We start from the raw sequence: 14,070 nt of genomic DNA, 5'->3' as shown, positions 1-14,070 counted from the left end.
GTTGTGCACGGACGTTACCCAGGGGGTCTGACAATTCTTCACGGTGAGCTCGAAGAGCTGTTCAGACCCCCTGTCTCGCGGCTTGCTACCGCAGTGACTCCAGTTCGGACAGCACTTCCGAGGCCGTGATGGGGTCGGTGCTGAGCTTCTCCGTCGCGCTGCGCTGGGAGGACCAGTAGCCGTACCCGTCTTCGGAGAACCACAGCTCGGTGAACTTGACCTCGGGGAAGACGTCGATCGCGCCCACCGCGATGCCGGGGTCGAGCGAGGCGACCAGGGCGCCGCCGGTGGGCAGCGGGCGGGTGATCCAGCACTCCACGCCGCCGTCCTGGGGCTCGCCCCGGACCCAGCCCTTCTTGGTGAGGCTGAGGATCTTGCCGACCGGGAGGTCCGCGTCGCAGTACTTCTTCAGGTGCGGCAGCAGGTCCTCGCCCTGCCCCACCAGGTGCAGCGGGCGGCCCAACTGGGGGAAGGGCTGGAGGATCTCGTAGTCGGCGAAGACCTCGCCCCAGGCCTCCATCGCGCCCTGGAGGTCGACTGGGTGTGCCACCCGGACGGTCGTGGCCTCGGGGAGCGTGAACTCGTCGTCGCCGGAGTCGGCGAGCGTGCGGTCCTCGGCCAGGCGGAAGGACTCGCCGTCGGCTGTGATCCACACCAGGCGGCGGCCGATGTGCCACAGCAGCGGGTGGCCTGCCAGGACAGTGTTGAACTCCTCGGTGGTCCAGGTGCGCTGGTCGACCATGGCGCGTTCGAGACGCTGGATCTGGTCGGACGCGATGGTGCGGACGTCCTTCTTCAGGGCCGTGAACCGCTTGTGCTCCAGCGGGGCCTGGTCCTGGTCGTCCTTCGCGGCGGGCTTCGGGAGGTCCTTGCGGCGCTTGCCGTCCGGGTCGAGGACGTAGGGCTTGAGCTGCTCGTCGAAGCCGACGGTGAACTGGCGCGGGCCGTAGTCGATCACGAGGCTGGCGGCGTCGTCGAGGCCGAGGCGGGGCACCAGGCGGTCGGCCAGCTGGTCGCGGGACAGGCCCAGCTCGTCGGCGATCTGGGTGACCTTCTCCTGGGCCTTCGTCTTGAGGCCCTTGAACTTCACCTTCTCGGCGATGCTGTTGAGGTGGGACAGCGCGACCTCGGTGCCGATGTCGGCGAGGACGTCGAGGCCCGTCACGGCGCGGGCGTGCTGGCTCTCGCCGGGCCAGACGCGGATCAGCGGGGACAGCGCGCGGACCGTCGAGTCGTCACCGAACCAGCCGAGCGCGGTCAGCGCCCAGCCCTCCTTCGACGGCGCGCCGATCTCCTGCCAGCGCTGGAAGACGGCCCACGCGAACTCCGCCAGCGAACCGGGGTCGAGCGCCTCGCGGGCGATCGGCAGCCCGGCGTAGACGTCGCCCGGCTTGGACAGGGCGGCCGTCATCAGCAGGTGCTTCGCCGCTTCGGCGTCCAGGGCATGCTTGCGGTCCGCCAGCAGCACCTGCGGCAGGAGGCGGGTGTCGGCCCACTCGCCGATCACCGGCAGCTTGGCGGGCAGCACGTCGACCGGGTCGACGGCCAGGAACGACTCGAGGGCGGCGGCCGCGGCCGGGTTCGGGGCGAGCGCCACGACGTCCACGCCGAGCGAGTGCAGGTGACGGATCGCGGTCTCGGCGTTGCGGCGCTCGGCCCCGGCCTTGCCCAGGGCGGCGGGAACGAGGAGGCGCGCGGCCTGCTCGCGGTGCCGGCCGAGCCAGCTCAGCGCGATCTTGCGCACCTGCTTGAGCCGCACCAGCCAGTCCACCATCAACGCCGCCACCTCGGGCGTGGCGAACGGCAGCAGGATCACGGCGGTGCCCGCGTTCCGCTCGGCGATGCGCAGCAGCGGCGGCAGCGCGTCGAATCCGAACTTCGCCGCCAGCCGCTTGCCCGCCGTCTCCGCGCTCCAGCCGAGGTTCGGCTGCCAGTCCGCGAGCAGGTGCCGCACCTCCTCCTCGGGCGCCCCGATGAGCAGGTCGGCCATGCGGTAACCGATCCGGCCCGCGTTGAACTCGGCCAGCCAGTGCTGCCAGGTCTTGTAGGGGTGGGTGTCCCAGTGGCCGTCCCTCAGCCACTCCTCCCGCTCACCCGGCAGCCACGTGATGGACGAGTCGGGCACCGGCAGGTCGGGCACGACCACCGGCTTCACCGGCGGCTTCCGGTTGAGCCACGGCGGCGAGGCCAGCACCGGCGGCAACGCCTCGGCCGGCGCCTCCGGCACCACGACGGTCTCGACCTCGACGAACCCGGCAGGCGTCTCCAGGTGCGGGTAGGTCCTGAGGTGCACGCTGAGCAGCTGCCGCAGTTCGGCGTTGGCAGAGCGTTCTGCCAGCAACCGGGCCGCCCGCGTCGGGAACGCGTTCATCATCGACAGCACCGCTGGGCGCACGTACTTGGTGTCGATCCGGTCGAGCAGGATGGTGAACGCCTCGTCGGTGGGCAGCGCCGAGAGGACCTTCAGCACCTGCTTGCGGCGGTCCGAGCGCTGGTACTGGTGGTCGAGCGCGGTCGCGAGCAACGGCGCGACCGCCGGGCCCAGCACGTAGACCGCCGTGTGCAGGACGACGCTGCTGTTGGACAGCGACGTCCGCGTCTGCTCGAACTCCTCGAAGGTGGTGGCGCTGCAGGGGAGCACCCACCAGCGGTGGTTCGAGTTCGGGCTCTGGCACGCCTCGTCGAACCAGTCGGGCCGGCCCGGCATCAGGTACGCCCGCACCAGCCTCGCGTTGGACTCGTCGCGTTCGCCGAGCCTGGTCAGGAAGGCTTCGACCGCGTCTCGCGTGGCGTCGTCCGCGACGGCCAGCGCGTAGCGGATCGTCTTCAGCATCCTGCCCTCGATGTTGTCGAGGTTGATGTGGAGGTAGCTGCCGTAGGCGGTGAGGCGTTCGGCGCCGTACTCCTGGTGCCGCGAATGCCACGAGCGGGCGCTGACCAGCCTGGTGAACTCGATCGTGGCTTCCGTCGCGAACAGCAGGCCGTGGTCGGCTGTCCAGGCGTGCACCGACTGCTCGCCGGTGGTGGTGATCGCTGCGACGGCCGCCGCGCCGACGGGGTTCGGGGGACCGGCAAGGTGGTCGCGGGTCGCTCGCACCAGGTCCGGGTCGGAGGTCTGTTCGGACAGGACGAGTTCGATCGTCGTGTTCTTCTGTTCGGCGGCTTTGCGCCTGGCTTCTTCGGCCAGCGCGGTGTTGACGGTGAACTCCGGGGCCGGGTGGAAGCCGCGTTGGCGGATCACGTCGCGGAGCCAGGACTTGGGCATGGCCCAGGCGTCTTCGTCGATCGCAGAGGGCTGGGTGGCGGTTCCCGGGGTGACGGTCGAGGGAGCAGCGGCGGGAGTGTTGGCGGGCCGGGCCGTGCTGGCGGGATGGGCCATGCCGGCGGGAGAAGCGGCGGGTCGGCCGCCGCCGAGAGGCGTGGTGGTGGGCGGGGCGGCGACCTGGGTGGCGGCCGAGGGAGCGACCCCGGACTGGCTGGATGCCGACGCCGTCGCCTCGGCTTGGGTGGCGGCTGACGCGGCTGCCCCGGGCTGGGTGGTGAGGGCGGCTGCCTTGGGCCGGGTTGTTGTGGGGGCGGCTGCCTCGGGCCGGGTTGCGGTGGGCGCGACTGTCTTGGGTTGGGTGGAGGCGACTGCTCGGTAGCCCTTCTTCTCCTTCTCCGCCACTAGCTTCGCCACGTGCGCCTTCGCGGCCTCTGCGGAGGCCAGGTCCTTGGTCTGGGTCTGGCCCTGTGTGCCGATCCGTCCGAAGCGGACGGTGACCGCGGCCTCGCTTTGGCTGACCTCCCAGAACTTCGCCGCGCTGCCCGAGACGAGCTCCCACCTGCGCACTGACTGCTCCCTGCTGTTCGATCCGAGTGTGTTGGCGGTGACCGCGCCGAGCCGATCTGACGTCGGACGTCGATCAACCGTTCCCGCTGTCACGCGTGCAGTGATTCGAGTTCCGAGATGAGCTCCGAGGCGGTGACCCGGTCCACCGCGAAGGTGCTCGGGCCGCCGTCTCGCGGGGGCGACCAGTGGCCGGTGCCGTCCTCGGAGTAGTACAGGGCGCTGAACTTCACCTCGGGGTAGACGTCGATCGCGCCTATCGCGATGCCGGGGTCCAGGCAGGCCACCACGGCGCCGCCGGACGGCAGGGGGCGGGTGATCCACTCCTCGACTCCCGCGTCCTGGGGGGCGCCGCGCACCCAGCCCCGTTTGGCCAGGCCCAGGACCTTGCCCACCGGTGCCGGCCGGCCCACGTACTTCTGGAGTTGGGGGACCGTGTCCTCGTCCGGGAGGAAGGCGTGGACCGGGCGGCCCAGCTGGGGGAAGGGTTGGAGGATCTCGTAGTCGGCGAAGATCTCGCCCCAAGCCGGCAGGGTGCCGGTGAGGTCTACCGGGTGCGCCACTCGGACTGCGGCTTTCTCGGGGAGGCTGAACTCCTCGTCCTCGGGAGTGGCCAGGGTGCGGTCTTCTGCCAGGCGGAAGGTGCTGCCCTCGTCGGTGATCCAGACCAGGCGGCGGACCACGTGCCAGAGGAGGGGGTGGTCGGCCAGGACGGTGTGGAACTCGGTGGCCGTCCAGGTGCGGCCGGCCGTCATCGCGCCTTCGAGGCGGTGGATCTGGTCGGACGCGACCGTGCGGACGGCCTTCTTCAGCTCTGTGAAGCGCTTGTGTTCGGCCGGAGCTAGGTCCTGGTCGTCCTTCGCTCCTGGTTTGGGGAGGTCGGTGCGGCGCTTGCCGTCCTGGTCGAGGACGTGGGGTTTGAGCTGTTCGTCGAAGCCCACGGTGAACTGGCGCGGGCCGTAGTCGATCACCAGGGTCGTGGGGTCGTCGAGGCCCAGGCGGGGGATCAGGCGGTCGGACAGCTGGTCGCGGGACAGGCCGAGGGTCGCGGCGATGGTGGCGACCTTCTCTTGGGCGTGGGCCTTGAGGGCCTTGAACTTCACCCTGTCCGCGATGCCGTTCAGGTGGGTGAGCGCCACCTCGGTGCCGATCTGGGCGAGCACGTCCAGACCCGTCACGGCCTTGGCGTGCGCGTTCTCGCCGGGCCAGGCGCGGATGAGCGGTGCGAGGCGGCGCACCGTCTCGTCGTCGCCGAACCAGCCGAGCGCGGGCAGCACCCAGCCGTCCGCGGGCGGCGCGCCCATGGCCTGCCAGCGACCGAAGAGCGCCCAGCCGAACTCCGCCAGCGACTCGCGGTCGCACGCCTCGACGGCGAGCGGAAGGCCGGGGTAGAGGGCATCCGGTTTGGACAGTGCCGCGGTCATCAGGAGGTGGGAGACGGCCTGCGCGGGCAACGCGGCGGTGCGGTCGTGCAGCAGCACCTGGGGGAGCAGGCGCGGGTCGGCCCACTCGCCTATCTCCGGGAGCTTCGCGGGAAGGGCGTCCAGCGGGTCGATCTCGATCAGCGTGCGGATCGCCGCGCCCGCCTTCTCGCTGACGGACGTGGCGACGGCGGTGACGTCGACACCGGTCTCGTGGCCGAGGTGGCGAAGGGCTGCCTCCGCGTTGCGGCGTGCCGGGCCCGCCGGGCCCAGGGCGGGCGCCAGCAGGAGGAGCGCGGCCGTCTCGCGGTGCCGGTCCAGCCAGGCGGTGGCGTGCGCGCGGGCGGATTTGAGGCGCGTCAACCAGTCGGCCATCTGCGCGGCCACCTCGGCGGTGGCGTACGGGAGCAGCGCCACGCCCGCGCCGTGCGGGTGGCGCGCCGCGAGCCGCAGCAACGGGGGCAGGGCCTCCAGCTCGTACCGGGCGACGATGCGCCTGCCCCAGTTCTCGCTGTTCCAGGTGTCGCTGGGGGTCCACTGGGCGAGCAACGGGCGAGCCAGGTCCTCCGGGCCGGCCTCGAAGAGCCTGTTGTCGTAGTCCCGGTTCCCGCCGGAACCGATCCAGGAGGCCAGGGTCTCCCAGCCCTGACGGGAGTTGACAGTGCCGTCGTAGCCCCGGATCGCCAGCCACTCGTCGCGTTCGCCCGGCAGCCACGACAGGCTCGGGCCCGGCGTCGGGACGTCCTTCAGCACCACGGGTTTCGGCTGCGGACGCCGGTGCGCCCACGGCGGGGTGGCCAGCAGCCCGGGCAGCGCGGACGCCGGGGCTTCCGGGACGCGCTGCGCCTCGACCTCGGCGAGCAGTGCGGAGGCGGCCTCGGGCACCTCCAGAGCCGGATGCGTCGACAGGTGGGCGCGCAGCAAACCCAGGACGTCGGGTTCGGCCGCGCGCGATCCCAGCAACCGGGCCGCTCGCAGCGGGAACTCCGCCATCGCGGCCAGCAGTGAGGGCAGCACGAACTTCTCCTGGCGGCGGTCGAGCAGGAGCGTGAACGCCTCGTCCGTCGGCAGGGTGGCGAGCAGCTTCAGCGCGACCTTGCGGCGGTCCACGTCGAGAGCGGGTACGTCGATCTCCTCGGCGAGGAACGGCGCGATCGCGGGCCCCAGCACGTGCAACGCGGTGTGCGTTGTGAGAGGAGACCAGGTGACCCAGCGGTGCTTCAGATCGGTGAGCTGCTGCAGCGTGCTCACCGAGCACAACGTCATCCAGTTGGACGGAGAACCGGGCGAGTCGGCGTTCGCCTCCTCGAACCAGTCGTGCCGGGAGGGAACGAGGAACGCCCGCGCCACGCGGCCGAACCGTGTGGCGCCGACCTCCTCCAGCTCGGCGACGGTGGCCTCGTGGGTGGCCGCGTCCGCGACGGCGAGAGCCGAGCGCAGCAGGAGCAGGGACTTCCCGTCCCGGGAGGACGGGTCGACCTGGTGATCGGGGAACGGGCTCAGGTAGGCGTTGAAGGTCCGGTCGGTGCGCGAGTTGCGGTAGCCGCCGAGGAAGAGCGTGCAGACGTCCAGCACGGCCGCGGCCGCGAACGGCAGACCGTACTCCGCGACCAACCAGTGCACCGTGGCCTTGTGCAGCTGGGCGACCTTCGCGAGCGCCGCCGCGCCCAGGTGGCTGGGCCGCCCGGCGAGCTGCTCCCGCAACGCGTGCACGACGCCGGCGTCCGATCTCTCGTCGGCCAGCACCTCGGCGATCGCGGCGCCGCCCGCGGGAACCCACTCGCGGAACTCCCGCACGCGAGCGGAGTCCACCGCGAAGCGCGGCAACGGGTCGAGGCCACGACGACGCACCACGTCCCGCATCCGGAGCGCGGGCATCACCCACGTCTCCTCGGACGGCGCAGGCGTGGACACAGCGGGAGCAGCGGCGGCGGAGACGCTCAGGTAGCCCTTCTTCTCCTTGTCCGCCACCAGCTTCGCGACGTGCGCCTCGGCGGCGGCCTCCGACGGCAGCTCCTTGCCCTGGGTCTGCCCGGCCGCGCCGAGCCGTCCGAACCGGACGGTGACCACGGCACCCGCCCGCTCGACCTCCCAGAACTTCGCCGAACCACCGGAGACGAGCTCCCACCTGCCCACCACGAGACCCCCCGAACACGACCCGGAACTGATGTCCTCGGACCGTACCCAGGGGGTCTGACAGTTTTAGTCGATCAAGTGAAATCGCTGGTCAGAGCTTCCACCACAGCGCTGTGTCGGGCGGCAGGAGCAGCAGTCCGTCGCGCACTCCGTAGTACGACGAAGCGAGCAGCACCGAACCCGGATCCGGCAGCTCGACGACCGCCTCGGACAGGTTCACCGCGCACGCGAGCCCGTCGCGTTCGAACCGCAGGACGCCGTCCGGGGCGTCGGTCCACGTCAGGCCCGCACCCCGCGCGGGGAACTCGCGCCGCACGCGCAAAGCGTTGCGGTAGAAGGACAGCATCGAGTCCTGGTCGCCCGCCTGGGTCTCCACGCTGAGCTTCGCCCAGTCCGCGGGCTGCGGCAGCCACGACCCACCGGTGCCGAACCCGAACGACGGCCCGGAAGCCGCCCACGGCAACGGAACACGGCATCCGTCACGACCGCGCTCGGTGTGCCCGGACCGCTCCCACATCGGGTCCTGCAACACCTCGTCCGGCAGGTCCAGCACCTCGGGCAGCCCGAGCTCCTCGCCCTGGTACAGGTACACCGATCCCGGCAACGCGAGCATCAACGCGAGTGCGGCGCGCGCACGGCGGACACCGGTCTCCCCGCCGCCGTACCGCGTCACGTGCCGTTGCACGTCATGGTTCGACAGCACCCAGGTGGTAGGCGCCCCAACGGGTTCGACCGCGGCGAGCGACGAGTCGATGACCGACCGCACCGCGTCGAAGGTCCAGTCCGCGGACAGGTAGTGGAAGTTGAACGCCTGGTGCATCTCGTCGGGACGCAGGTACATCGCCGTCCGCTCGGCCGACGGCGTCCAGGCCTCCGCGACGAGCACCCGTTCGCCGGGGTAGGTGTCCACGACGGCGCGCCACTCGCGGTGGATCTCGTGCACACCGTCCTGGTCGAAGAACGGCAACGGCTCCGTGCCCAGCAGCTTGAGCTGGTCGGCGTGGCCGATGTCGGGCAGCCCCGGCGCCTTCACCATGCCGTGCGCCACGTCCACCCGGAACCCGTCGACGCCCAGGTCCAGCCAGAACCGCAGCACGTCGAGGAACTCCTCGCGCACCTCGGGCAGCTCCCAGTTCAGGTCCGGCTGCTCCGGCGCGAACAGGTGCAGGTACCAGGACCCGTCGGCCACCCGCGTCCACGCCGGGCCGCCGAAGACCGACTCCCAGTCGTTGGGCGGCTGGTCCCCGACACCCTCGCGGAACATGTAGCGCTCACGGCCGTTTCCGGCCAGCGCCTCCTGGAACCACGCGTGCTGGTCCGAGGTGTGGTTCGGCACGATGTCGACGATCACTCGAATGCCGAGCCCGTGCGCGTCGTCCACCAACGCGCGCACGTCGTCGAGTCCGCCGAACTGCGGGTCTACCGCGCGGTAGTCCGCGACGTCGTAGCCGCCGTCCGCCATCGGCGAGGCGTAGAACGGCGTGATCCAGACCGCGTCGACACCGAGGTCGCGCAGGTACGGCAGGCGTGAGCGGATGCCCGGCAGGTCACCGACGCCGTCGCCGTCCGAGTCGGCGAAGCTGCGCACGTAGACCTGGTAGATGACGGCGTGGCGCCACCAGTCGTAAGACATGTCCCTTGCCTTCCGATGGGGTGTGTCAGCGGTACAGGAAAGACGTTGCAAAAGTTTTCCGCAAGTCGGCTTGAGGATTACTGGATGGAACCGCGTCCTTCTGCAAACTTTTGCAAGCCCGGGAAATGCGTTGCGGCACCCTGCGGTCATCCGTCAGAGTGGACCGCGACGCACCGGAGAAAGGAGCCAGCTGTGATGCAACACATGCGCCATCAGCACGTCTGGTGCTCCTCGGCATGAACTGACTCATGTCTCCGGGGAGCCGTCCCGTCGCACCGAGCGACGAGGCGGCTTTTTTGATGCCCGTTGGTCCAATTGGCACGGACACCGCGCTCTGAACGCGGAGATCGAGGTTCGAGTCCTCGACGGGCAGCCGTGACCGAAGCCGAAGCAGTCGAGGCACCAGGTTGTGGTCCTGGTCGAAGCCGGTGCGAGTCCGGTCGGTCACTCCAGCGCGCGGGATCCGGCGATCACCCAGGCCTCATGAGCCCGGGATGCCTGGTTCGACACCAGGACGCGCGACCAGGAGGGCGAGGAAGGCGTCGTGCAGCACACCGTTGGTGGCCAGCACGACGTCCTCCTCGACCACCGTCACGCGGCCGCCCGCCTCCTCCACGAGCACCGGCAGGCACGCCAGGTCGAACTCGTCGAGGCCCGCTCCCGCCGCGATCACCGCGTCCACCCGGCCCGTGACAAGGTCCAGCACCGACGTGGCGCCGTCCACGACGACGCAGGGCTCCAACGCCGGTTTCCTCTTGCCGTGCAAACACACCCGTGCACAGCTGACGGTGCCATGCGAGGACACGCGAGCTACTTCTTCGCGCTCATCGCGGAAAACCCGGCAGCCGATGCCCCGCCCCGCTGCCATCGTGATGTCCAGCGACGGCATCGCGGACACCGCCAGCGCGTTCTCCAGTGCCAGGTCCACCGAGTACGTCGGCCGTCCGGCCACGAAGTCCGCGGTGCCGCTGATCGGGTCGACCAGCCACCGCCGGCCCGAGGTTCCCTCGCGCTCCGGACGTTCCTCGCCCAGCACGCCGTCCTCGGGCACCGCGTCCGCGAGCAACCGGCGCACCAGGTCCTCGACCTCCAGATCGGTCGCGGTGACCTCGCTGCCGTCCTCCTTGAGCCACCTCTCGGGGTCGCCCGCGTCGAACGCCCGTCTCGCCACCTTCGCTGCCCGGCAACAGATGTCCAACGCCAGCCGCATGTCGGTCCACATGATCGCGAAGCCTGACGACAGCGGCGGGTCGGCGTAACTGATGTAGCGTTGTGCTACATGATCGAGTTCGTGCTCGGCGAGTCCGACCTGGTGGACGTGCGGTTCGCCGTGTCCCCGCTCAACGAGCTGACGCTCAGCCTGCGGGTGCTGAAGGACCCGGCCAAGTACCCGCTGCACCTGCCGTGGGTGCGCGGGATCCGGGACGTCGACACGGAGGTCCTGCTCGCCCTGTCCACCGACCGCGGCTGGACACCCGACTTCCTGAGCCCTCGCCCGACGACGCCGTTCGCCCGCGTCGAGGACGAGTTCGCCGCGCTGCACGAGATCCGCACCCTGCGCCGCGACTACCGGGCGGTGTTCGGGGAGGTGCCCGCGGTGCTCCGCGACCGGCGACGGGTGCTCGGCGCGCTGGAGAACTACTGGCACGTGGCATTGGCGCCCCGGTGGGACCGGATGCGCGCGGTGCTCGAAGCCGACATCGCCCACCGGGGCCGCGTCATGGCCCAGCACGGGCTCGGGGTGATGCTCTCGGGGATCTCCGAACGGATCTCCTTCGCCGCTCCCGTGGTCCAGGTGCGGATCACCGGAGTGCCGCCTCGACGGGGGGAGGCAGCCGGGCAGGGCCTGACGCTGGTGCCCAGCGTGTTCGCGCGCCGCACGGCCGTACCGGTCGACCCCGGCGCACCGCCGTTGCTCATCTACTCCGCCCGTGGCGCGGGCACGGTGTGGGAGACCGGTCGCAGCCGTGGGCCGGAAGCTCTCGCGGGCGTCCTCGGCCAGGTGCGCGCGGATCTGCTGGCCGAACTGGCGCAACCGCGTTCCTCCACCGACATCGCGCGCCGCACGGGCGTCACGACCTCGGCGGTGAACCAGCACCTGCGGGCGTTGCGCGACGCGGGTCTGCTGGCCTCCCAACGGCACGGCCGCAGCGTCGTCTACGCGCGCACGGAACTCGGTGACGCCCTCGTGTCCCACTCAGTGGAACAGGGAAGCGACGCCGCGAGTTCGTCGTTCGCAAGGACATGAGCTTCGCTGAGGACTGGCAGACCTGGAAGACGGAGCGGGAGAACACGCTGGCCGACCCGTACGGGTGGTTGGCGCTGGTCTCTCTCGACTGGCTGGAGACCACGCCACGCACCTATGACGGCCTACCGGGCGAGTGGTGGCAAGACGACGACGCAGCGTACTGGCGCAACGAGGGCGAGACGCAGCGCTTCGAACTCGTCCAGAGCGGCGCCGGCACGCGCGTCACGGCAGGTGACGTCGAGATCGAGATCGCCCGGCGCGGCGGCTACCTGATCCGCGTGCACGACCCGAAGGCCCAGGTGCTGCACGACTTCAAGGGCGTGCCGGCGTACGACCCGCAGGAGCAGTGGGTTCTGCAAGGCGAGTACGAACCGTTCGACACGCCCGTCCCCACGACCGTCGGTGCTGTCGTGGAGGGCCTTAGCCACGTGTACGAGGCACCGGGCCGTGTGCGGTTCACGTTCAACGGCACCGAACACACGCTGACGGCGTTCAACGGCCGCAACGGCGGACTGAGCATCCTGTTCACCGACGAGACCAGCGGCGTCACCACCTACGCGGCCAACCGGCAGCTCGCCGCCACCCCGCGCGACGGCAAGGTCGTCCTCGACTTCAACCGGGCGACGAACCTGCCGTGCGCGTTCACCGACTTCGCCACCTGCCCGCTGCCGCCTGCGGGCAACCACCTGGCGTTCGGCGTCGAGGCGGGGGAGAAGACGCCGTACGAGCGCGGCTAGCTCTCACATCCGACGCCGTCACCGTTGCTGTCCAGCTTGTAGACGTCGGGCCCGATCACGCGGATCGGGCCGCGGACGTACTCGGGCCCGTTCCCGCTTCCTCCGGCGCAGTCGACGTCGGACGCGATCGGGACGCACGGGCTGTAGCTCGCGTGACAGGCCGGCTGGGGCGCCGGCTGCGGCTGGGGGTTCGGCTGCGGGTTGGGCTTCGGCTGAGGTTGCGGCTGGGGCTGGGGTTGCGGCTTCGGCTGCGGGGCCGCCGGGGGAGTGGTGGTGGTCGTAGTCGTTGTGGTTGTCGTCGTGGTCGTGGTCGACGTGGTGGTGCTGGTCGGCGCGGTGGTCGTGGTCGTCGTGACGGGTGCGGTGGTGGAGGTGGAGAGTCCCGCCGCGGCCTTGTTCACCTCGGTCGGACCGGTCGCGATCGCCCCGATGATGCCGATCACGAAGAAGAACGCGAGCAGACTGGCCGCACCGATGGCCACCGGTGCCACCCACGACCTGCGCGCCCCCGCGACCGGCACGACCGCGCCGGTGGGGATCTCCCGCGGCATCCGCAGCGAGATCTGCAGAACCCCGTTCGCGCCGCGCTGGACGAACGCGGCGCAGCCGGTCGACCCACCGCTGGACTCCACGTGCATCAGCACGGGTGCATACCGTTGCGACATCAGGAAAGTCAGCTCGCCGACGCGGTACCCGTCGAGCCGCACCTCGATCCCGCGCCGACCCCGGTACTTGCCGGCGGCGATCATGCACCACGTCAGGTTCACGGCGACGTGCCGCGTCACCCCGTCCGGCACCGCGTACCGGGAGAGCACGTCCTGGTGGTGCTGTTCGCCGGTGACGGTCACCGTCACCTCGCCGGGCACCATCACCAGACCGGCGGCCGAGTTCTCGATCACTGTCGCAACTCCCTCGGGGGTGGGCTTGTACGCCTCACCATCGAGAAGCCACTCCAGGTGTTACCGACCGTGCCTCGAAGTTGTGCCGAACGAGTGAAAGTCCGTCCGATCGGTCACGGACGGTCGACGCTCAGCGATGTAAGTCGGTCAGGCGCTGGCCCGCACCACGAGCGAGGTCGGCAGCAGCAACGACGGCGGCAGCCCGACCTCACCCGCGAGCTCCGCGAGCAGCCGCCACGTCATCGTCCGCCCGAGCTCCTCGACGTCCTGCCGGATCGTCGTCAGCGGCGGCGTGGCGGTGGCGGCGAACACCGAGTCGTCGAACCCGACCACGGCGACGTCCTCGGGAATGCGCTTGCCTTGGGCGTGCAGCACCTGCAACGCGCCGAGCGCCATGATGTCCGCGGCCACGAACACCGCGTCGATGTCGGGGGCCTTGCGCAGGAGCTGTTCCATCGCCCGTGCGCCGCTCTCGGGCGTGAAGTCACCGTGTGCCACCAGATCCGCGTTGATCCTGGCTTCGCTGAGGCCGCGCTTGAACCCGCTGAGCCTGTCCGCGCCCACGGCCATGTCCTTAGGGCCCGCGACGGTGGCGATCCGCTTGCGGCCCAGCGAGGCCAGGTGGCGCGCGGCCTCCAGGGCGCCGGTGAAGTTGTCCGCGTCCACGAACGGGACGGTGGCCCCCAGCGGCCGGCCGCCGGACACCACGGGCAGGCCGATCTCGGCGAGCATCGGCACCAGCGGGTCCTCGCCGTGCAGGCTCACCAGCAACGCGCCGTCGACGTGCCCGCTGCTCAGGTACGTGACCAGGTCACCGGGGTCGTTCGGCTGGCTCATCATCAGCAGCAGCTGCATGTGGCGGCCCGTGAGCTCGGCGTGCACCCCGCGCAGGACACCCGCGAAGAACGGGTCGGACAGCACGCGGCCGGTCGGTTCCGAGACGACGAGGGCGATGGCGTTGGCCCGGTTGCCGGCGAGAGAGCGCGCGGCCTGGTTGGGGGAGTAGCCCAGCTCCGCGATGGCGGCGTGCACGGCCTCCCGGGCCTTCGCACTGACGTACTGCTCGTCGTTGATGACGCGCGAGACGGTCGACTTGGACACTCCGGCGACCCGCGCGACCTCTTCGATCCGGGGGCCGGGACGTCGCTTCGCCGTCTCGGTCATGCG

At 70.7% G+C, this 14,070-nt stretch carries 8 protein-coding genes and 1 tRNA gene; 3 read left to right on the top strand and 6 right to left on the bottom strand.

All coding sequences use genetic code 11. From position 1 onward, the window contains the following. Nucleotides 1-85 precede the first annotated feature (85 nt). From ACWF7A_RS22280 to ACWF7A_RS22270, 3 genes are all read right to left on the bottom strand, one after another. Nucleotides 86-3,832 carry a DUF4132 domain-containing protein gene (locus tag ACWF7A_RS22280; protein WP_452252385.1) on the bottom strand — a complete coding sequence of 1,249 codons (3,747 nt, stop codon included), beginning with the start codon at nucleotides 3,830-3,832 and terminating at the stop codon, nucleotides 86-88. 89 nt (nucleotides 3,833-3,921) lie between these two features. Continuing rightward, on the bottom strand, nucleotides 3,922-7,386 hold the full coding sequence (locus tag ACWF7A_RS22275) for a DUF4132 domain-containing protein (protein ID WP_452252384.1): 3,465 nt from the start codon (nucleotides 7,384-7,386) through the stop codon (nucleotides 3,922-3,924). Between the two features lie 91 nt (nucleotides 7,387-7,477). After that, a complete protein-coding gene (locus tag ACWF7A_RS22270) occupies nucleotides 7,478-9,019 on the bottom strand; it encodes a glycoside hydrolase family 13 protein (protein ID WP_452252383.1) in 1,542 nt (513 codons plus the stop codon). A 300-nt stretch (nucleotides 9,020-9,319) separates the two neighbouring features. Here ACWF7A_RS22270 and ACWF7A_RS22265 point away from each other — a divergent pair. Then, nucleotides 9,320-9,392 (top strand) — tRNA-Gln (locus tag ACWF7A_RS22265). Between the two features lie 108 nt (nucleotides 9,393-9,500). Here the strand turns inward: ACWF7A_RS22265 and ACWF7A_RS22260 are convergent. Continuing rightward, a complete protein-coding gene (locus ACWF7A_RS22260) occupies nucleotides 9,501-10,241 on the bottom strand; it encodes an inositol monophosphatase family protein (RefSeq protein ID WP_452252382.1) in 741 nt (246 codons plus the stop codon). A 57-nt stretch (nucleotides 10,242-10,298) separates the two neighbouring features. Here ACWF7A_RS22260 and ACWF7A_RS22255 point away from each other — a divergent pair, with 57 nt between their 5' ends. Together ACWF7A_RS22255 and ACWF7A_RS22250 are read left to right on the top strand one after the other, a co-directional pair. Then, nucleotides 10,299-11,267, top strand: coding sequence for a DUF5937 family protein (locus ACWF7A_RS22255; RefSeq protein WP_452252381.1), 969 nt, complete (start codon nucleotides 10,299-10,301; stop codon nucleotides 11,265-11,267). Beyond that, nucleotides 11,264-12,004 (top strand): DUF1684 domain-containing protein, encoded by a 741-nt coding sequence (locus ACWF7A_RS22250; RefSeq protein WP_452252380.1) that lies wholly within the window; start codon nucleotides 11,264-11,266, stop codon nucleotides 12,002-12,004. Before ACWF7A_RS22255 ends, ACWF7A_RS22250 begins: the two co-directional genes overlap by 4 nt. Here ACWF7A_RS22250 and ACWF7A_RS22245 read toward each other — a convergent pair. Continuing rightward, nucleotides 12,001-12,903 (bottom strand): hypothetical protein, encoded by a 903-nt coding sequence (locus ACWF7A_RS22245; RefSeq protein WP_452252379.1) that lies wholly within the window; start codon nucleotides 12,901-12,903, stop codon nucleotides 12,001-12,003. The two genes, ACWF7A_RS22250 and ACWF7A_RS22245, sit on opposite strands and share 4 nt — an antisense overlap. A gap of 147 nt (nucleotides 12,904-13,050) precedes the next feature. Beyond that, the gene (locus ACWF7A_RS22240; RefSeq protein ID WP_452252378.1) at nucleotides 13,051-14,067 is read right to left on the bottom strand and encodes a LacI family DNA-binding transcriptional regulator; all 1,017 of its coding nucleotides are present in this window, start codon (nucleotides 14,065-14,067) and stop codon (nucleotides 13,051-13,053) included. Nucleotides 14,068-14,070: the final 3 nt, after the last annotated feature.

It is taken from the genome of Lentzea sp. NPDC055074, assembly GCF_053608005.1.
The sequence above is the reverse complement of the archived record's forward strand: the minus strand, read 5'-3'. Positions and strand labels throughout refer to the sequence as shown.

Bases quoted from the DNA above. Each gene is read 5' to 3' on its own strand.
- ACWF7A_RS22270 (WP_452252383.1), bottom strand. From the start codon at position 9,019: ATGTCTTACGACTGGTGGCGCCACGCCGTCATCTACCAGGTCTACGTG.
- ACWF7A_RS22260 (WP_452252382.1), bottom strand. From the start codon at position 10,241: ATGTGGACCGACATGCGGCTGGCGTTGGACATCTGTTGCCGGGCAGCG.
- ACWF7A_RS22255 (WP_452252381.1), top strand. From the start codon at position 10,299: ATGATCGAGTTCGTGCTCGGCGAGTCCGACCTGGTGGACGTGCGGTTC.
- ACWF7A_RS22250 (WP_452252380.1), top strand. From the start codon at position 11,264: ATGAGCTTCGCTGAGGACTGGCAGACCTGGAAGACGGAGCGGGAGAAC.
- ACWF7A_RS22240 (WP_452252378.1), bottom strand. From the start codon at position 14,067: ATGACCGAGACGGCGAAGCGACGTCCCGGCCCCCGGATCGAAGAGGTC.